Here is a 20,683-nt window from a genome sequence, read left to right as displayed (position 1 = left end):
AGTCGTGGATGGTCCCACCAAAGCGACTGAATAAAGGGCCAAAATGACGGATGGAAATTCACAACATTCAAAAGGATTTCCTCACATATTTTATTTTTCACCCTAAGGAAAACAGCGGCAAAATGTTTGCCGCTGTTTTTTTGTCTATGCAACTGGAATTCGGACGATAACCTTAAATAAATCTCCGTCTATTTCTATACTCATACGAGCACCATGTAAATCTACGATGGATTGCGCTATGGCTAAGCCGAGCCCTGAGCCCTCTGTATGACGTGAAGCATCTGCTCGTTTAAAGCGTTCAAATAATTCTTCGGCATCCTCGCTAATTTCATATTTGGCGACATTCTTTACCGTGAATTCCGCATCGCCCTCAGGCGTATGTTTTAATGTAACATAAACACGTGTGCCTTCTAATGCATATTTCAATACATTGACAATTAAATTATCAATCAATCTCCACCATTTTTGACCATCTACATATGCGTAGATTGGCTCATGTGGTTTTGTCATACGTAAATCTAAACGCGCCTTGGCTAAATCTTCCTCATGTTCCCCTACGGCCTGCTGCACCAGCTGATTTAAATCAACTCGACTACGATGAAGCTCAATATTGCCACTCGCCATTTTTGATACTTCAAAAAGATCCTCTATTAATACCTTCAAACGCTCTGATTTCTTATCGAGAATATGAATATATTGCTTACGCTCTTCCTCTGAAATATTAGGATTTTTCAGTAAATCAGTGTACGTAATAATCGACGTTAACGGTGTACGTAAATCATGACTAACATTCGTAATTAACTCTGTTTTTAATCGCTCACTTTTTGCCTGCTCATGCATGGACGTGCGTACGCCTTCTCTTAAATGATTAAGATTTTCTGCATGCCCTGCAAGCGGTGATTTGCCCATTACCTTCACATTACGATTTAAACGTCCTTCCGCCATGTCTTTTGTATCCTTCATAATTCGGTTTAAATAGCCCATTCTAGAAAGGAAGACAATCATGGCTGGTATACCGATCATTGCGCAGATGACAAATACAAAGAAGGGAAAACCGCCACCTCTTAACATTGTAGCAACAAGACTTCCACCACCGAAAAACGCTGCTCCGATCATCACAATGGAATGCAATGCAATGGAACGATTTATAAATAAATCTGTAATTGATTCTCCTAGTGACCATAGATAGCTAGCTTTTAAATTCTCTTCTAATTTCCGTGCTGTATTCACTCGATCATACAACCAAATTAGCTGAATAAAGAATGCAATCGCGATGATCATTAAAACGCCTGTTTTAAATAGTAAATCTATAATAAAGCGTACATAATTGTATTGAGAGTAAGGTCCAATTGATTCCATAACAATATGTGATGCAAACCAATACATAGAGCCAGTTATGAACAATAATCCAATTTGGTAATCAATTTTCAGCTTTGCAAGAGCTTCTTTTTCCTTTATACCTAGTACCATTCGCAGTACTTCTTTACGCCCTTTCCACGCAAAAATAGCCGCTACAATACTCGTTAACCATATAAAGAAGTAGATATATTGATTGAGTTTAAAATGGTCATAGCCTTCCATAACATATGCTGTTTGTGCTGATTTTTTAGAAATTGTAATGGTACCAGTGTAATCAGCAGTTTCTCTAAGATTATCTGTGTTAACGTAGGCATCATTTTCATAAAAAATATAGTTCAAACTATTACTAATATTCTCAGTAGTTAATGGATGCTGCTCAGTGTACTCTATTTTATAAGCGCTACTGTCAGAAACATCGCCTGAACGATACGTTTTGCCTGTTTCAGTGTTCGTTAATTCATAAGACCAGTAATTATTATTTTTCACAAAATTCTTTGCTTCATCTTGTGCTGCCTTTATATATTGATCAATGAGTGCTTCCTTATCAGCAAGAATTTTCTTACGAACATGCTCATCATCCTCAAAGTTTGCCGTAATATCTTTAATTTTCTCATCTCGCTCTTTCTCAAGCTTTGTTTTTAAGTCCGTTGCATTTACATTAGCAGCTTCTTGAATACGTTCCTCATATTGAGCTTTAATATTATCTATCTGGCTTCCTATTGTTCCATAGCGATTACGATGCTCTTCAATTTCATTTTGCGTAACCACTATTTTACTTTTTAAATCCTTAGCAACTGGTAAATTTAACACTAATGGTCCTAACTCCGACTGAAAATTATCAAGTTCGTGCTGGAAATTATCGGATTGGAAGTAGGACTTTCCAATATATTGATACCCAATATTGGAGAACGTAAATATACCGAAAATCACCCAGATTAAACATATAAGAGCGAAAAGAGGTTTCCAATTTTTCAACATACTAATAACACCTCTCTATAAAATTTTCTCAAGTAATTGTAATACCTCTGAAGAGCGGGCATTTACCAGCTGATACGCATATACACCGAAATAAATCAGCCCAATAACCCCTGTTACAAACCCTGTAATCGTAATATACTGCTCTATTTTATTTCTCCATTTTATAGCCAACGCCCCACACCACCTTTAAATAACGTGGATTTTTCGGATCTGCTTCGATTTTCTCACGTATTTTTCGAATGTGTACTGCCACAATATTTTCTGCATTGTAGGCTTCCTCATTCCATACACGCTCATAAATCTCTCTAATTGAAAATACACGCCCTGCATTTTTCATTAATAATTCCGTAATTTTATATTCGATTGGTGTTAATCGAACAGGTTCCCCTTCTAAAATGACTTCCTTGGCGTCTTCATCTAATACAAGTCCGTCGATTTCCACCTTTGCTGCTTCGTCATTGTACGTCCCAAGTTGCACATATCGTCTCAGCTGTGATTTTACCCGAGCCAACAGCTCTAATGGATGAAACGGTTTTGTGACGTAATCATCGGCACCTACAGACAAGCCATGAATTTTGTCGCCATCCTCTGCCTTCGCACTAAGCATAATAATGGGAATATTGCGCGCTTCTCTAATCTTAAATGTCGCTGTAATTCCGTCCATATTTGGCATCATAATATCTAAAATAATTAAATGTACTTCATTGTTTTCTAGCTTTTCAAGTGCCTCTAAGCCGTCAGCAGCTTTAATGACATTGTAGCCTTCATTTTTCAAATAAATTTCAATACCATCACGAATATCTTGATCATCGTCCGTTACAAGAACTGTTAGTTTCGTCATGATATGCACCTCGCTCTCAAATAATAGTGTACCTGTTAAATCTTAAAAACCAGTTATTATAAAAATGAAGAAATTCTTAAGGTTTTAATGAATCCTATCAAATGTATTAGTTAACACCATTTGGCTCATCACCATAACGTGGGGTTGATTTCCGTTTCGACTGGGTGCTTTTTCTAGGGGCACGCATACAAAAATAGTGTAAGACTTGTTCTCAAATCTTTTTTCGTCCTCCGAATGTCAGTACAACAATGCCACCTAATAACATTGCTACACCAATCCAGGAAGTCACACTTAAATATTCTCCGACTAAAAAGACCCCAAGTATAGCTGCTGTCAACGGCTCTGCTAGTGATAGTGTTACAGCCGTCGATGAAGTAATTTTCTGAAGACCTTTTAAAAACAATAAATAGGCTATGCTTGTACACATTATTCCCATGAACAGCATCGTCCATAGATTGTGTGCGACAGCTAACCAGCTAAAACCACTACTGATTGAGAAAGGAAGCAAAAATAACGCACAAATTGAAAATGTCATCGCTACTGCTGGAAGTGCCTCCTCTTGTGTCATAAGCTTTTTACTAATATTTGTGTACATGGCGAAGGAGAAACCTGCCCAAAGAGCTAGTCCGATCCCTCCCATATGAACAGCCCCTTCCCCATTATTAACGAATAATAAAATGCAGCCGAGTATTGCCATAATTGTTGCTATGCCCCACACCTTTGTCGGTCGAGTTTTCCATAGTATCCATTCTAAAACGCCTGAAAACATAGGAGCACTGCCAATCGTTGCAACTGTTCCAATAGCTACACCTGTTAGACGTATTGATGTGAAAAAAAGACCTTGGAATAACGCAATGCTCGCAGCAGCTAAAATTGTCCATTTCCACGACCATTTACGAAAGTTAATTTTACGTAGCAAAATGACCATAGCTAATAATAGTCCGCCACCAATTGCAGAGCGAGCTGTTGCTACCGCTATCGGGGATACTCCATCATCTAAGAATGTTTGTGCGGTTCCTGTCATCCCCCACAATATTGCCGCTAGTAGTACGAAAAATGGATACATCCTTTTTTGCCCCCTTTGACCTTACCACTCATTAACATTAATAATACAGATTTATCCAAAATCAAACAATTAACATATTTCTTTTTCTTACATTAGCCACAGTATGCTTTCTTTGCAAGGGACGTTATAATATAAACAACAAAAGGAGCGAAAATTATGTATAAAACCATTGAAGAAACAGCTATAGATCTTAGTATGCCTGAGGATCAAGTACTGCGTTTGGTCTATGAGGGACGCATCCGTTCTGTTTATGATGGAGATCAAATACTGATTAATAGCGGGCAATTCAGTACTTATTTTAATCAACTAGAACTGATAAAGGAGGAAATCGAAATTTGGCGTAATACACCCATTCCAGAGGATATTGATGTTAAAGATGAGGATTAAAAAATGCCTAGCATTCAAACAATTTGATATTGTGAATGTTAGGCATTTATATTATTTTAGTTAAAATCAGGCGGACACAGTTAACTCTTGCCCGTTATATTGTTACGACAAACCCAGCTCGTTTACCAATAATTTCTGCATAATCCTCAACCATTACACTAGCTGTTGGATACATACCTGCGCCAGGCCCTACTAATGTTAATGTGCCAATATAATTTGTATCCAACGCTACAGCATTATTCACGTCATCCACCGGATAAAGTGGATGTTCTTTATCAACTAATTGTGGGCCAACCTTTGCTACTACTGTACCATCCGCCAACTTCTCAACCTCTGCAACATGACGATAGCGTAAGCCTTTTTCACACGCTTCTTTCACTTGCTCGGCTGAAATGCTATCAATCCCGATCACTTCTACATCAGCCCAATCTGGCTGCTCTCCAAATGCTAGTGCGCTTAAAATCATTAATTTCTTAAAGGCATCCTGGCCTGAGATATCATTATATGGATCTGCCTCTGCATACCCTAAATTTTGCGCCTCTTTTAAAGCTGTTTCGAACGACCAGCCCTGTGCACGCATTTTTGTTAGAATATAATTGCATGTGCCATTTAAAACTCCTTGAATACGACTAACATCATTGACTAGTAAAATATTTTTCATCGTTTTAATAACAGGCACACCACCAGCTGTTGTTGCCTCAAAGCCGACAAATACACCATTCTCTTTTGCAAGATCCTGTAGCTCTAAGCCTCTTTTCGCGAACATCACTTTGTTAGCTGTAATGACATGGCATTTATGCTCTACAGCACGTTTTAAATAAGTAAATGCTGGCTCCTCATTGACAATCGCTTCAAATACAACCTGCATACCTGGCTCTGCTAAAACGTCATCCATACTAGTTGTCATTAAATGCGCTGTGCCTGGTACACGTTCACGGCTAGCATCTGTCACTAAAATTTTTGCTACTTCTAACTCAATTCCTAATTTATGTTTAAGCTCTTCACGCTTTTCGTTTAATATATGGTAAATTCCTTGACCTACCGTTCCAAATCCTAGGATCGCTGCCTTTATAGTTGCCATTCTTGTTATTCCCTCCAACTTACATTCCGCAGTTTCATTAAATTTAATTACGCCTTAGCTTAATTCGTACAGATTTTGAATTGTGCGCAGACTGTACATCGTAGGCCAGTTTGCAATGTTTCTAACTTCAGTTCAGCAGATTTAGAGTCATGGCATTTCGCTCTCGCCATTTGCGAAAGTCTTCTTTAACTATCATTTCACTTTCGCTACACAAACCCTTTACTGAATGTAGATAATAAATCTGTGCAACACACACAAATTCAAATAATTCAAAATTCAACTTAGAAAAATTGTAACGCAAATACATACAATGCACAAGAAAAATCTTTCTAGAGAGGACATTTGTTTTCTCTAGACGTGCAGAAGAAATCGGTTTCATTCCCTTTATTATACGTTTCTTTAGTTGTTCTATAATATTTGTACAAATATTGACGGTTTTTTCTAAAGAAAACGAAAGTCTTTCTTCTATTATATATGTATGCTTAAACGTTCATAAAAATTGTTCCTTTAAAAGATACCAATAAAAAATTTTTTCAGGTCAGTTAATCTATCTCTCTCCCACTTATCAAATCTAATTAAAAAGCTCATTCCCTGTAGCAGCAGAGAATGAGCCGAAATATATGAGGGAGAATTAACTAGCTTCTGATAGCATTTGATAACGATATGTTGATAAAGTCTGTTGTACAAGTTCAATTTCTTCTTGTGTAAAGTTTGGTATTGCATACGTACGTTCAACTAATTGGAATGTACCGTATTTTAAGTAATACTCTGTCGCAGGTACAGGAATGTGACTTGCACCATATATTTCATATGCTTCGAAGACCTCTTCTACTATATAGCCTTCCTCTTTAGCATAAACGAATTCATTAAAAGCAGAATGTCCAAATGTCTGTATCCATTTGTTTTCAACTGACGCAAGTATGTTTTGAATGGCCATGTTGTTCACAAACACATGATTTTCATTTAGTTCATAAATAAGATAAGATGCCATGTTTTGCGCACTATAAACATTTCCCATTTAAAACACTCCTTTATCATCAGTTTTTAGATCAGAGTAGCTACTGGCTACGCTAATATTCAAAAGTGGAGAATACTTATGAAAAACAATTTTGTTCTAGGTTGGTAGCCTTTCGAACGCTTAAGTTATTCCCTAGTATAATACAAGGATTTAAATAAGTCAATAATACTTATATAAATACTAGGAATTATTTGTACATACTTTCGGATTACTTACCGAATGGGGTAAGTGGTTGATGCAGCAACGTTTTACGTATTACCGAATGAGGCCCATCAAATGAGACAATACGTAAACGCTACAACATTAGCCAATTTTTATTAAGCCTCTATTGTTTGTTGAGAAGCTGTTACTTGTTCAATAGCTTGTTCTAAATCTGCAATGATATCCTCTACTGCCTCTAAACCGATTGATAGGCGAATGAGCGACTCGGTTACACCAGTTTGGATTAACTCTTCAGCTGATAGTTGCTGATGTGTAGTAGATGCTGGATGGATAATTAATGATTTGGCATCCCCTACATTTGCTACGTGCGAGAATAATTTCACACTATCAATTAGTTTACGCCCTGCTTCACGTCCACCTTTAATACCGAATGTAAGCACTGAACCGAAGCCATTTCTCAAATATTTTTTTGCTAAATCATGAGTAGGGAAATCTTCTAAGCCATTGTAATTTACATATTCCACAGATGGGTGGTTACGTAAATATTCAGCTACTGCCAATGCATTTTCATTGTGTTTAGGAATACGCAAATGAAGCGTTTCTAACCCTTGTAATAAATTAAATGCTGCATCTGCACTTAACGTTGGTCCAAAGTCGCGTAGCAATTGTACACGCAGTTTTGTGGCAAATGCAGCCTCTGCTGTGTCAATACCATAACGCAAACCGTGATAAGAAGCATCTGGCTCAGTAAAGCCTGGGAAACGCCCACGAGTCCAATCAAACTTTCCTGCATCTACTACAACGCCACCTAAAGTTGTACCATGTCCGCCAATCCATTTTGTTGCAGAATGAACGACGATATCTGCACCGAAGTCAATTGGTGTAGAGCCATATGGTGAAGCAAATGTACTATCGATAATTAATGGCAAGCCGTTTTCATGTGCAATATTCGCTACCGCTTCAATATCTAGCACTTTTAAACTTGGGTTACCATAAATTTCAGCGAACACCGCTTTTGTTTTATCAGTAATCGCTGCTCGGAAATTTTCAGGGTTTGTTTCGTCTACAAAAATTGTTTTAATACCGTAGTTTGGTAGTGTATTGGCAAATAAATTATAAGTACCTCCATATAAAGAACTCGCCGCGACAATTTCATCACCTGCACCCGCAAGATTTAAAATGGAAAATGCGATAGCTGCTGCACCAGATGAAAGTGCTACTGCTGCTGTACCGCCCTCTAATAAAGCGACGCGTTTTTCAAAAACATCTACAGTTGGGTTTGTAATACGAGTGTAAATATTGCCAGCCTCCTCTAAGGCAAAAAGACGTTGCGCATGAGCAGTGTCTTTAAAAACGAAAGCCGTTGAGCGATATACGGGTACTGTGCGAGATCCTGTTACTGGGTCTGGCTCTTGGCCACCGTGTAACAGCAATGTTTCTGGTTTAAAATTTGTCATTGTATACCTCCAAATGGTTATTTTTTTACGATGGCACCGGAGATGAGGAGGATTTTTCAGTAGAAAACAAAAACCCTCTTCAGCTAAGAAGAGGGTTGCGGTTGCAAGTTTTCCTCCCCTTATCTGCCAGATCCAAGTAAGAATCTGTAGGAATTAGCACCTTAGCAAGTTCGTCACTTACTGGTTGCCGGGCATCATAGGGCCTATCCCTCCGCCGCTCTTGATAAGAGTATGAGATTCAATTTCCATCGTTGTTACACAGTATAAACATAGACTTTTTTTCTGTCAACACTAAAATTTTATTTTTTCCGAAACTTCTGTCTGCTTCTGAACGTATTACGAACGCATACACTATTTTAGTATTTATTTAGAAAGGAGGAGTTTTATGGTAAAAGCCGTTATTATTTTTCTACTTGTTGGTTATTTAATTGGCTGTATTCACGGCTCTAAAGTCGCGCAGTTCTTATCCGGGGTCGATCTAAAAAAGGCTGGTCATGGAAATGCTGGTGCTTCCAATGCAACACTTTCCCTTGGATGGAAATACGGCGTATTAGTCGCCCTTATCGATATCGGTAAAGGTGTAGCAGCTATTATAGGTGCCCATTTCTATCTAGCAGATGCAACAAATTTAACAGAAGTACAAGTTTGGCTCTTAACCTATATCATAGCTGCCGGTGTCATCCTAGGTCACAATTTTCCATTTCATATGGGCTTCAATGGCGGCAAAGGAACTGCATCAATCATAGGGATCCTACTAGCAGTTGATTGGGAGATTGGTTTATTTGCACTCATTTTATTTGTTATTTTATCTTTCGCGACGAATTATTTAATTGTCGGTGTACTTGAATTTTATCTTGTTTTTTGTACAGCAACATATTTATGGATTCCTGGAGTAGGTCCAACGATTATAGCCCTACTACTTTTTGCAATAGCAATCATTTTGCATATTGAAAATATAAAGAGATTAATTCAGGGAACTGAGCCTAAAGTGACTTCTGCATTTAAGAAAAAGAAAAAACAAGTGTGTTGATTAACCATTTTTATCCATCCCGATTAGAAGGCTTTGATTTCCGCTACGGGCTGGGTCTTAAACGATCACTTTGCCGGCTCTCCTGATTACTTCGGGGCCCCACCCGATCACTCAGAGACCTTGCTTGTCCCTAGCTTTTCGCGCAATACTTCTTAACAACTAAAAGCCTTAAAGGAACAAGTCAACTGTCCTTCAAGGCTTTCTTCATTTTATTATTTCGATAATGCAGGGTCCTTCATCGTCCCGTTTTTTGCGTAATTGACATGCCATGAAAGTGCTTTTTCTAGATTGTGTGGCGTATGGTGCCCACCTGTTGCTTCGTTAGCATCGTTAAAATACTTCCGTAATTGCTCACGATATTCCGGATGTGCACAGTTATCGATAATGAGTGCAACCCGTTCTTTTGGTGCAAGCCCTCGCAAATCTGCTACTCCCTGCTCTGTTACGATTACGTCTACATCATGCTCCGTATGGTCCACATGCGATACCATTGGGACGATACTAGAAATATTTCCGCCTTTCGCATAAGATTTTGTGACGAAAATACCTAATCGTGCATTACGCGCAAAGTCTCCAGAACCGCCGATTCCATTCATCATCTTTGTGCCAGAAACATGCGTAGAATTCACATTCCCGTAAATATCTACTTCAAGCGCTGTATTAACAGAAATTAACCCGAGTCGGCGAATAATTTCTGGTTGGTTAGAAATTTCTTGCGGGCGTAATACTAATTTATCAGTATATTTTTCGAAATTACTATACACTCGGTTTCCAACTGCCTCGGAAAGAGTAATAGAAGTAGCAGATGCAAAGTTTACCTTACCTGCATCTATTAATTCAAATACCGCATCTTGTAGTACTTCCGAATATATTTCCAAGTTCTCAAACTCAGAGTCTTTAAAGCCAAATAATACAGCATTTGCTACTGAACCTACTCCTGATTGGATTGGTCGTAAACTATTCGTTAAACGGCCTACTTTAATTTCTTCACGTAGGAAGTTTAATAAATGATTGGCCATAATATCTGTTTCTTCATCAGCAGGAACGATTGTTGATGGTGCATCTAAAATATCTGAAATCACAATACCTTTTACTTTATCTAAGTCTAGTGGAATACCAATTGTGCCAAGTCGATCCGATACATCTTGTAATTGAATTGGATCACGTTTCCCCTGTGGTCCTGGCACAAAAATATCGTGCACACCCTCTAATGCATCAAGCTGAGCTATGTTCAACTCTATGATTATTTGGTTTGCCTCTTGCACAAAAATCGGAGAGTTACCAACTGAAGTTGTAGGAATTAGTAAGCCGTCTTCTGTAATAGCAGTCGCTTCAATAATTGCAAAATCAATAGGACCAATAATGCCTTGACGTACTAGTTCCGCATTATGTGACAGGTGCGCATCAACGAATGTGATTTCACCGCTGTTGATTTTATTACGAATACCGGCATCCGCTTGGAAAGGTCCGCGTTTGCGAATAACGCCAGCTTCTGCTAAGTATTGGTCAACTTCTGGCCCAAGCGATGCACCTGTATATACATCTACCTGGAAGCTCTCTTTTTTGGCTTTTTCCACAAGTGCCAGTGGGACCACTTTAACGTCACCAGCACGTGTAAATCCGCTCATCCCAAGTACCATACCATCCTCAATCCAAGATGCTGCTTCTTCTGCTGTTACAACCTTGCTCCGTAGCTGTTCATTACGAAGCTTTTTCGCTAACTTTTCTTCCATCCCTTATTCCTCCATCCCACTTTATTTTTGTTCAACTAGATTATTTAGCTCAATTTTTCCGGCATAAAAATCCATTTATTGGGGTATAAACCAAATAAACCGCCGCACAAACAATTCTATACTATTGAGAATTTTTAATCTATATTAACCAATATATTTAATTTTACGAGAAATTTAATGCATTTTAATACTATACAAAAATAATGGTAAGCTCGCATAAATTCGATTTATTTAAAAAAGCGTGATATGCTCTTGTTATATAAGGGGAAAAGGAGATTCTTTTAGATGGTTAAACAATTGTTACGTAACCACTCTTCGGTTCGTATTTATGATGGAAATCAAATTTCTAAAGAAATTATTGAAGAATTAATTGCTACTGCACAAATGGCTGCTACATCACATTTTGTACAAGCTTATAGTGTTATTTGGGTAACAGATGAAGAGAAAAAGGAAAAATTAGGTTTACTCTCTGGTAATCCTCGTCAATACGAAACTTCTGGCGGTGCCTTTGTCTTCTGTGTAGATTTCAAACGTCTTCAAATGGCAGGTAAATTAGAAGGTGTAGACATTGTAGCGGATTCAGCAGAAAATGTTCTTGTTGGTGTAGCTGATGTATCATTATTCGCTCAAAACTTTGTCATTGCGGTAGAATCTATGGGATATGGTATTTGTTATATTGGCGGCGTGCGTAATAAGCCTGAGGAAATAAGCGAATTATTCAATCTACCTGATTATGTATTCCCACTATTCGGCTTAACAATCGGAGTTCCTGCTCGTCGCAACGAAGTAAAACCTCGTTTACCAGTTGCAGCAGTATTACATGAAAATGAATACAATGCAGAAAAATACGAAGAGCTTTTACCTGCTTACAATGACACAATGGAAACATACTACAATAATCGCTCATCGAATCGAAAAATTGATAACTGGACAAAGCAAATGGCCGACTTTTTAATCGAACAGCGCCGTCCTCATATTACAGATTTTTTAGCGAAAAAAGGTTTCAATTGGAAATAACTTTATCAACAAGGTATGTGGCGTTACTATCGTATGATAGTAACGCCACTTTTTTCATATTTAATTAAATTGTATTATATATACGTACTTATAAGCACATTTATAAGCTAACACACCCGTTGAAGTATTTATTTATAATTAGCCGACGGTAATGTTTCAGTAAAACAGAATGAAATTAACTTGGTATATTTTATTATCCAGCTGTCTTCTATCTATAATTTAATTTCCAATTTGTTTTTCATTTACATAAATTAAGTATTCTTGAGCTTCCAAGAATTCCTCTTGTGACTCTGTAGGAATTATTTCGACCTCAGGAATACTTGAGACTCCTAGTTGTGCCATAATCGTTTCATAGGTCATTAGGGCTTGAATATATTGTTCATATTCTTCAGCTGTTAAAACCTCTTTGCTTGATGGGAGTCCGTTTAATTTGTCAAAGTATGGTTGAATTTCGTACATAGCTTCTTTAATTTTCTCTAATGGTTCTACAGGGAGTTGAGAATAATCTATGTTTCCATTGTTATCACCATATTCCAGTTTTGCATTTGTAAATACATTTAGTAAATCTTTAAATTGTTCAAATTCCTCTTTTCCTAGGTCACCTTTTGCTTGATTTAGTTTTGCATCAAATAATAAGTAACTTTCCATTGTAACATTTGCCACATGTTTTTTTAGATTATCAAATGAACCATATAAATGATCGGCAAGTAACGCCTGATAAGCAAATACACCTGTTGGAATCATTAAACAAGCAGAAATAACAGCTATAGCCAATCGTTTTTTTACAAAACGATTCAGTTTACCACCCATTTCAGAATTTGCTTTATTAATGCCCAATTTACTTCTTTCATGAATCTCTACAGGGATTTCAATTTTTGATAACTCTTGCTTTAGATGGTTATGCATAGTTATCTACCTCCTTTAAATTTTGGCGAAGCTTATCTAACGCACGGTATAAGACAGACTTTGCGGTTCCAAGCGGGATGTCTAATATCTCTGAAATTTCCTTTAATGTACGATCGTCGTAATATTTTAGTAAAATGACACTCTTCTCATCCTCTTTTAAAGTATCAATCAGCTTGTGTAAAGATAAAGTAAGTGCAATGTCTTCATCTTCTGCCCCAGTAAGCACTTCAAAGTCTAAATTTAGCGGGATCACCTTTTTATTTTTATTGATTAAGCTCAATGCACAATTAATCGTAATTTTCATGAGCCATGTCTTGAAATATTCTGGTTTTTTCAATGTACTGATTTTCTTAAATGACTGATAGGCCACTTCTTGAACAAGATCTAATGCATCATCTTTATTTTTTACATAGACATAAGCCATTCGATAAATATCTGCTTCGTACTGCTGAAAAAGCATTAAGTAAGCTTTATCATTTCCTTTTTGTGCTTTCTTTACTAGACGTTCAAGTTTCATCTTAATTCCTCCTTTCGTTTTGGTTTTACATCTATTAGATAAACTGGAAGGTGATTTGGCTTAAATTTTTTTAATTAATTTTATGTAATGGGGTTTGGGAAGGTTTAATGAATGTACACTTTGTCAAAATAACACATAACTAAAATCAGTAGTTCAAAGTATTGGGATGGGAAATTGTAAAAAAATAAGCACTTATTTTGTTAATAATCGCCATTGTTTTATTAGCAATTTGGTTCGGGGCTTAGTTATATCGAAATAAAAAAAACAGAATTTAATCTACACGTTAATGTAGATTAAATCTGCCTTTTTGTTTTAACAGCAACAATCTTTGAGAAAACAGCCTTACTCTAAAAAGGACTTCCTAGACAACCTCTTTGCCTTTATACACTGATGTAAGAGTTATCAGGAATTAGCTCTATCTGCTCTGATTTTTACCAGATGGAAACTCGATCCTCTGGAGCTACATACATGCCATCTCCAGGCTTGATTCCATAGGTATCATAGAATTGCTGGAAGTTCACAATCGTGCGGTTTACCCGAATTTTATTAGCTGAATGTACATCGTTTTTGCTCAGAATCACTGCAAATTCTTTTGTTGTTGTGGATTTCCACATTTCTGCATTGCTTTCGAAATATGCTTTATAATCTGGATTACTCATATTGGATACAACTTGTAGTGAAGCGGCCATTCCGCCCAAATCGGCGACATTCTCGCTTAGTGTAAGCTGACCGTCGTTTAACACACCCGGAATAATCTCGATGTTATTATAGAACTCAATCAGTTCCTGGTTTTTCTCTTTGAATTTCTTAAAGTCTTCTTCTGTCCACCAGTTATTTGCATTTCCATTTTCGTCGTATGCAGATCCGTTGTTATCAAATGCATGGCTGATTTCATGGCCAATGATCATGCCAATTGCCCCATAGTTTTCTTCAGGTTTAGCGTTAATGTCATAGAAAGGCGCTTGAAGAATACCGGCAGGGAACGTAATTTCGTTATTAAGCGGATTGTAGAAAGCATTTACGGTATATACGCTTGTTCCCCATTCCGTTCTATCAACCGGTTTTCCTAGCTTGGCTTTTGTGTTATCAATGTATGCTTTGTTTACTGTGAAGGTATTAGAGAACAGCGAGCCGCCTTCGTCATATGTCTTGATCGCTACTTTATCTAATGTCGTATCCCACTTATCTGGGTAACCAATCTTAACAATCATCGTATCTAGCTTTTTAATCGCTTTATCTTTTGTCGTTTCTGACATCCAATCAAGGGATTTAATTCTTTCTTCATACGTAGCAATTAATTTCTCTACCATTTGCTCAACATCTTTTTTAGCTTCCGGTGAAAAATGTTTCTCGGCAAACATTTGCTCCAAATATCCGCCCATTGTGCCAGTTGTCTTGGCTACTGCGATTTCCTGATCTGTTTTTTCTCCTGTAACGCCATATAACGTTGCGGAAAACTCATTTGCAGCGTCTCTGAATTCATCTGACAACAAACCGCCTGTTGCCGAAAGCAGTTGTACTTTTGAGTAAGCTTTAAGTACGTCAAGATTAGCTTCATTCAAGAGTTCCGAGCCTTTTTGCGCCAACTTTTCATCGATTACGATCACTTTATCTGCACTGTCGACTTTCATCGATTTCAAGACTTGTTTCATATCTACTGTTTTGAACATGTCATCAAATTGTTCGATCGTATACGGATTATAGTATTTATTGACATCGCCTTGTTCATGAGGTTCAAGCGATACGGAGGCTAGGCTTTTCTCCATTCCATAAATTTTCTCGGCATGGGCTTTCGCTGCAGACTCTTTCTCACCCGATGACACGAGAAGTTTGGTCATATATTGAATATAGGCTTTTTTCGCTTTTTCGTCTTCCGTTATAAAACTGTTCTTATCCAGACCGGTAGCTAATCCAGTGTAATACAAAGCATTTTCACTGCTGTTCTTTGCATCGCCCATGATTGCAAAGCTGAATAATGAACTTAGACCCAATTCTTTCTCCAGGGTAAGATCTGCTTGAACGAGCTCATCAAGCGTTTTAGCCCCGTCAATGTCCTTTACATATTTTTGAATGGGTTCAATCCCTTGTTTATTTCTATTTTTTGTATCTAACGCTGTCGCATAGAAGTCTGCAATTTTCTGTTCTTTTGTTCCTTCTGTGAATTGTTTGCCAGCGAGCTCATCTATTATTTTTTCTATTTTATTGTTATTTTGCTTATGCAGCTCGGGAAAAACGCCGCCCATGATTTCTCCTGCCAGAATTGTCGATTTATTTAACCATTCCTTATTAATTGCTTCATAAAAATCGTCATTTAAATGGGAGCCTTTAAGCGTCCACACTCTGGCAATCATGTTTTGGAACTCATCGATTGTAATATTGTCATTTGCGCCTAATGTACCGTCAGGTTTGCCCGTCAGTACGCCTGCTTTTGCCAGTTTATCGATATCTTTCTTAGCCCAAGCGGGTACATCGGTGAACTCGACGCCAAATGTTCCACTGCGCAGATCATTTCCGACTGGCTCTGGCAATTCGCCGAATGCTCTACTCAACATGACTAAAGCTTCAACCTTCTTAGCTGGCTCATTCTCTCTTAAATCGTTAAAGCCTTGCATAACGTATTCTTTATTAATTCCTGGTTGATAAGCGTCTGCTGCCACCAACAAGGTTTTAACGATCTCTCCTCTTGTCGCTGGTGGCGACGTTTCATCGGCATACACCGATACGCTAACTGATAGGACCATTATTATGGCCATGAATAAAGATAAAAACTTCTTTTTCATCTTCGTGCTCCTCTACGATATATTTGTATAAATAAAGATAAATGAGTAGAATTTAGTATATCCCCATTTATATTCCATTATAGTTAATTTATTTTAGTTTGAAAATATGTAAGGAGCTTTTTCATTTTCAAGAGAGCATTATCTAGTCTAGAGCTTTTAAGCTAGAGCGGTACCACAAGATGTGCAGAGATAATAAAGTTGTTTAATTTTTTTCTTAGAAATAAAAGAACCACTTGTCTTTCAAATCGACAGTTAGAGTTAAAGTTGTTTAAAATTTATCTTTATATACCTGTCTTTGTATAAAAAAAGTTCTTTACTAATAAGTAGTGTAATTACTGCGTTTTTCAACTTAGTAAAGGACTTTTTTATCCCGACTCAATTTTTCGGACGATGTCTATATTACTTGATTGAAGGCTATTTTTGCTTTGTTCACATCTCCTAATCAACCATTTCCCAAAATTGAGATGCTACTTTGGAAATTCTTTGGTCTTTTAATTTTACTATTACAGGCTCTAAATGAAAATCAAATTGTTTCAATTCAAAAAGCGTTGTATGTTCTAAAAATGATGATGTGTAATCCATTCTTGGAATAACGGATAATCCTAGTCCTCTACTAACAAGTGCTACAACCATCCTTATATCTTTACACTCGATAATGATATTTGGCTTGACTTGATGTTCATCAAACACTTTGAAGAGGTCTTCATTGAAGGAGAGTCCTTCCATTGCTCCTAGCATAATGAATGGGAACTGTGCAATCTGTTCAATCGTCACATGTTGTGATGAAAACGATGTTGCCCAACTTGTTGGAATAATCACAGCGGTTGGTTGTTTTTCTAATATTTTCATCTCATATTGTTTACTATTGCCCAATCGTAAAAGTAAGGTAACATCAAGTTCTCTTTGCTCTAGTCTTTTTAATAATTCTTCTGAATTTCCAGTTACTATATTTATTTTAACATTAGGGTATTGTGTTCTAAACGTACTAACATAGTCAATGAGCATATTCGAACATGTAGACGATACACCGATACTTACTGTTCCTCCTATACCTTGTTCAATTTCTTGAATTTGCTGCTTTACATCTTGAGTTTGCAGTAGCATTTGATTGGCATATTGGTATAGTATTTCACCTGTTTCTGTAAGCTCCCATTTTTGACGATATCGATGAATTAAAGTTGTGCCAAGATCATTTTCAAGCTTTTTTAATAATTGACTAAGTGGTGGCTGCGCGATATGGAGCACTTCTGCTGCTTTAGAAATGCTTCCTTGGTTCACAATTTCTTTAAAGTAATATAATTGTCGAAAATCCATTGTATCTCTCCGTCATATGTTTTTTTATATGATTAGTTTATCATATATATATTTTTCATATGTCGAATTTGGCGTTATATTTAATTCTATAGCTATAGTTTTTATATTGATAATATTAACTAGAAAGTGAGAGATACTATGAATCATCGGAACAGAACCTTAAAGCGCATCATCTTATACGTGCTCGGGTTATTTTTCATGTCGATTGGCATTAGCATGTCGATTCAAGCAGGATTTGGTGTATCGCCTGTGTCATCATTAGCATATGCAAGTACGCTAACGATTGGTTTATCGGTTGGTGTGACAATGGCGCTTGCAAATGTTTTATACATTATTATTCAAGTAATATTAAGTAAACGAATGGAGCTAAATGAATTTGTGAGTCAATTCATTATTTCGTTTTTATTTGGGTTTTTTATGGATGCAACGCTCTTCCTTGTACAACTTTTCCCTACACCTGAAACTATCTTTGCTCGAAGTGTATATTTGATTATTAGTTTATTTGTTATAGCGGTCGGTTTAATGGGCTATACAACAGCGAAACTGCCATTAATGCCGTATGATGCGTTAACTTATGCAATTAGTGAAAAATTTAATTTGAAATTCGGTAAAGCAAAAATTTTGAGTGATTTAATAAACATTTGTGTGGCTGCTGCAATCTGTATAGTTTTTATTCAATCATTAGGCTCAATCGGAATCGGTACACTAATTGCCGCCTATTTTATCGGCAAAATTTTAGGGTGGATAATACCGTATTATCAACCAACTCTTCAACAATGGGTATTTAAAACAGAGAAGGCTGCCTAAGTAATCATAATAAAGTAAAGGAAAAATAGATGCATCAAATTCCTCAGCCGAAGTCAAATAATGAATTTTACACCTTACAAAGTGCCAGTCCACATTAGGAATGGTACTTCTTTATTACTGCCTTTTCTTCGACCTTCTATCACATTGCTTAAATGATAAAACAAACATCGTATTAAAACTAACCTGCCGTTTAGTTAAAGAAGGATTTTTAAGCAACTTTTTTATTTTTTAAAGGACTTTTTTATTCAGTAAAGAACATTTTTATCGGCTAACACAAGAACCAGTTGCCAAAGTCGATGGCAGCTTTTCTTATTATGCGAACGAGGCAGTATAATGTAATAAAGGGTCGGTGAAATAATTACTACATCATTATAAAGCGTTCATTCATCAGTGTTTACTTTACATGATAACCAAATATTATTTTAAGTACACCTAATATAGCACTGAAAGGATTTCGACCATGCACATTGAGATTTAAAGTCATGTTGAGCATTATTTCTCCTAAACTAAGTGAAGTTTTTGAGGTTAGCGCCTGCTGAAATTTTATAATCAGAATCAAACTCGTCCTCCGCCGATTAAAGATGTTCGTGTTTAGATTAGAATAAAACAAATAATTAGATTACAAGCGTGAGGCAATCCGCTTCCGAATTTAGGTCAATGACTTAGGACATCTTACCTACCATTTCCTATTATTTAAACATATGCTATTAAAGATTATAGAAAGGATAGGTGAGATAATGAATGTAAGACCAGCTTGCAAGTGTTTAGAAACTGTTTCTGTTAGGGACATGAGGGAAGTCTTAAGTAATTTTAGAAATTCACCTGGTGACATTCAAACTATTACTAGAAGCAAAGCTGTGTTGAATTTTTCGGACATTTCCTGTGGAACGGTTACAGCAAATCTTCCTAATGATGGTGGACAATTGGATATTGCAATATGTTATATTTTTTCCTACAGGCCATTAATGGTTAATACTTCAACATGTGTTAGGCCAAAATGCAAAAATTGTAGTTGTATTGAAGACCCCTGTGTAATATCCATTCGCGAACGGTTAGAATTACACAAGGAAAATAACCAATTATTAAATGTCTATTCAACTGGCTTAAATTCGATAACTCGGGTAAATGTGATTGAAGTCCGTGATGGTGTAGCTACGTTTAAAGAACCTGGTGTAAAAAATGTGATTTTTGTATCACTATGGTTAATTGAAAGTTTAGAACCCACAGTTTAGTTAGTACATCACTCGAAGACAAGACACTCGCCGTCCGTGTGACCTCTCCATCGATGAAGGTCAGTGCTCCCCTACTCGTTTTCCATGAGACAAACGTGACAAGAGGGTCTAATGTTCTTATTCCAATAATGGTCATCCATACTTCTTTTATACAATTAGCGTATGCAATAATAACAATTTGGTAAATATGTTTTTTAAGTAACGGGGTGCGTTTGTTGAACAAGAGCTACAAAGAAATACCCAAACTTATTTATAAAAACTATTTACTAATATTACCAGAAAAGAAAGCAACTTGATCAATCTTTGTTCAATGTACTTTCTTTTCATATACTATAAAAAATGACTTTTAAAATTACGTATCAAACTTTATTCCAAACCAACAAACCTTCAGGTCCTGCATCTCTGTCAGTTGGCGCTCAATATATTGCTCCATCGTCTATATTTCTTAACCTTCAGCTAGATCGTTGGCAGGAATCACAATTAATTGCAAATAAAAAAGCCGAGGAATAAATCCTCGACTTTTTCAGGTGCCTAGCGACGTCCTACTCTCACAGGGGGAAGCCCCCAACTACCATCGGCGCTAAAGAGCTTAACTTCCGTGTTCGGTATGGGAACGGGTGTGACCTCTTTGCCATCATCACTAGACTATTGTCGACCTCCAATACACGGCGTATTACTGCGTCAGCTTTTCTCGCTCAATCGGTCACGTACAGAGGTACGCTCCCTCATTCACTCGTTTGCTTCCTTGTACTACTTGTGTCTTGAAGCTCTCTTCGGCTTCCAATATACGTCGTATTTCTTCGTCAGCTTCTGTCGCTCAGTCAGTCACGTACTTGAGTACGCTCCTTCCCTCTCTCCATCGCTTCCTCGAACTACTCGTATCTTGAAACCCTTATATGAAAGGTTTTGTTCTTTCAAAACTGGATAAACGTGCATTGAATGTTTCAAACATTTTGGTTAAGTCCTCGATCGATTAGTATTCGTCAGCTCCATGTGTC

Annotated in this window: 17 protein-coding genes, 1 rRNA gene and 1 riboswitch; of the genes, 5 read left to right on the top strand and 13 right to left on the bottom strand. The window is 37.0% G+C overall.

Going from position 1 to position 20,683, the window contains the following annotated elements:
• Positions 1-144 precede the first annotated feature (144 nt).
• The 4 genes from BFJ97_RS13175 to BFJ97_RS13165 all read right to left on the bottom strand — a co-directional run bounded on the left by BFJ97_RS13175 (position 145) and on the right by BFJ97_RS13165 (position 4,244).
• Complete coding sequence (locus tag BFJ97_RS13175) at positions 145-2,337, bottom strand: sensor histidine kinase (protein WP_068985118.1); 2,193 nt, start codon at positions 2,335-2,337, stop codon at positions 145-147.
• A gap of 15 nt (positions 2,338-2,352) precedes the next feature.
• Positions 2,353-2,508, bottom strand: a complete 156-nt coding sequence (locus tag BFJ97_RS24720; protein WP_175401747.1) for a hypothetical protein — start codon at positions 2,506-2,508, stop codon at positions 2,353-2,355.
• Positions 2,486-3,178 carry a response regulator transcription factor gene (locus tag BFJ97_RS13170; RefSeq protein WP_068985117.1) on the bottom strand — a complete coding sequence of 231 codons (693 nt, stop codon included), beginning with the start codon at positions 3,176-3,178 and terminating at the stop codon, positions 2,486-2,488. The genes BFJ97_RS24720 and BFJ97_RS13170 overlap by 23 nt, the downstream gene beginning before the upstream one ends.
• A 211-nt stretch (positions 3,179-3,389) precedes the next feature.
• Positions 3,390-4,244, bottom strand: a complete 855-nt coding sequence (locus BFJ97_RS13165) for a DMT family transporter (protein WP_068985116.1) — start codon at positions 4,242-4,244, stop codon at positions 3,390-3,392.
• Positions 4,245-4,400: 156 nt separating this feature from the next.
• Between BFJ97_RS13165 and BFJ97_RS13160 the strand changes: the two genes are divergently transcribed.
• On the top strand, positions 4,401-4,631 hold the full coding sequence (locus BFJ97_RS13160) for an excisionase (RefSeq protein ID WP_068985115.1): 231 nt from the start codon (positions 4,401-4,403) through the stop codon (positions 4,629-4,631).
• A gap of 94 nt (positions 4,632-4,725) precedes the next feature.
• On the opposite strand, the gene BFJ97_RS13155 is transcribed toward BFJ97_RS13160, so the two are convergent.
• From BFJ97_RS13155 to BFJ97_RS13145, 3 genes are all read right to left on the bottom strand, one after another.
• Positions 4,726-5,712, bottom strand: a complete 987-nt coding sequence (locus BFJ97_RS13155) for a homoserine dehydrogenase (protein WP_068985114.1) — start codon at positions 5,710-5,712, stop codon at positions 4,726-4,728.
• A 631-nt stretch (positions 5,713-6,343) separates the two neighbouring features.
• Entirely contained in the window at positions 6,344-6,730 is a 387-nt protein-coding gene (locus BFJ97_RS13150) for a hypothetical protein (RefSeq protein ID WP_068985113.1), read from the bottom strand.
• Positions 6,731-7,047: 317 nt separating this feature from the next.
• Complete coding sequence (locus tag BFJ97_RS13145; protein ID WP_068985112.1) at positions 7,048-8,349, bottom strand: O-acetylhomoserine aminocarboxypropyltransferase/cysteine synthase family protein; 1,302 nt, start codon at positions 8,347-8,349, stop codon at positions 7,048-7,050.
• Between the two features lie 116 nt (positions 8,350-8,465).
• A riboswitch (SAM riboswitch) is annotated at positions 8,466-8,579 on the bottom strand.
• A gap of 155 nt (positions 8,580-8,734) precedes the next feature.
• On the opposite strand from BFJ97_RS13145, the gene BFJ97_RS13140 reads away from it, so the two are divergent.
• Positions 8,735-9,379, top strand: coding sequence for a glycerol-3-phosphate acyltransferase (locus BFJ97_RS13140; protein ID WP_068985111.1), 645 nt, complete (start codon positions 8,735-8,737; stop codon positions 9,377-9,379).
• Positions 9,380-9,591: 212 nt separating this feature from the next.
• Here BFJ97_RS13140 and BFJ97_RS13135 read toward each other — a convergent pair whose 3' ends face one another.
• Positions 9,592-11,112 (bottom strand): succinate CoA transferase, encoded by a 1,521-nt coding sequence (locus BFJ97_RS13135; protein WP_068985110.1) that lies wholly within the window; start codon positions 11,110-11,112, stop codon positions 9,592-9,594.
• 285 nt (positions 11,113-11,397) lie between these two features.
• Between BFJ97_RS13135 and chrR the strand changes: the two genes are divergently transcribed.
• The gene (gene chrR, locus BFJ97_RS13130; RefSeq protein ID WP_068985109.1) at positions 11,398-12,129 is read left to right on the top strand and encodes a class II chromate reductase ChrR; all 732 of its coding nucleotides are present in this window, start codon (positions 11,398-11,400) and stop codon (positions 12,127-12,129) included.
• 219 nt (positions 12,130-12,348) lie between these two features.
• On the opposite strand, the gene BFJ97_RS13125 is transcribed toward chrR, so the two are convergent.
• From BFJ97_RS13125 to BFJ97_RS13110, 4 genes are all read right to left on the bottom strand, one after another.
• A complete protein-coding gene (locus tag BFJ97_RS13125) occupies positions 12,349-13,035 on the bottom strand; it encodes a DUF3600 domain-containing protein (protein WP_068985108.1) in 687 nt (228 codons plus the stop codon).
• Complete coding sequence (locus BFJ97_RS13120) at positions 13,028-13,552, bottom strand: sigma-70 family RNA polymerase sigma factor (protein ID WP_068985107.1); 525 nt, start codon at positions 13,550-13,552, stop codon at positions 13,028-13,030. The genes BFJ97_RS13125 and BFJ97_RS13120 overlap by 8 nt, the downstream gene beginning before the upstream one ends.
• A gap of 431 nt (positions 13,553-13,983) precedes the next feature.
• Entirely contained in the window at positions 13,984-16,332 is a 2,349-nt protein-coding gene (locus tag BFJ97_RS13115) for a M13-type metalloendopeptidase (protein ID WP_068985106.1), read from the bottom strand.
• A gap of 438 nt (positions 16,333-16,770) precedes the next feature.
• Positions 16,771-17,646, bottom strand: coding sequence for a LysR family transcriptional regulator (locus BFJ97_RS13110; RefSeq protein WP_068985105.1), 876 nt, complete (start codon positions 17,644-17,646; stop codon positions 16,771-16,773).
• Between the two features lie 138 nt (positions 17,647-17,784).
• Here BFJ97_RS13110 and BFJ97_RS13105 point away from each other — a divergent pair, with 138 nt between their 5' ends.
• Complete coding sequence (locus tag BFJ97_RS13105) at positions 17,785-18,453, top strand: YczE/YyaS/YitT family protein (RefSeq protein WP_068985104.1); 669 nt, start codon at positions 17,785-17,787, stop codon at positions 18,451-18,453.
• 737 nt (positions 18,454-19,190) lie between these two features.
• Positions 19,191-19,685 carry a hypothetical protein gene (locus BFJ97_RS13100; protein WP_068985103.1) on the top strand — a complete coding sequence of 165 codons (495 nt, stop codon included), beginning with the start codon at positions 19,191-19,193 and terminating at the stop codon, positions 19,683-19,685.
• 529 nt (positions 19,686-20,214) lie between these two features.
• Here BFJ97_RS13100 and rrf read toward each other — a convergent pair.
• A 5S ribosomal RNA gene (gene rrf / locus BFJ97_RS13095) occupies positions 20,215-20,330 on the bottom strand.
• Between the last annotated feature and the right edge of the window lie 353 nt (positions 20,331-20,683).

Source organism: Lysinibacillus xylanilyticus (genome assembly GCF_001708185.1).
Taxonomy (GTDB): Bacteria; Bacillota; Bacilli; order Bacillales_A; family Planococcaceae; genus Lysinibacillus; species Lysinibacillus xylanilyticus_A.
The sequence above is the reverse complement of the archived record's forward strand: the minus strand, read 5'-3'. Positions and strand labels throughout refer to the sequence as shown.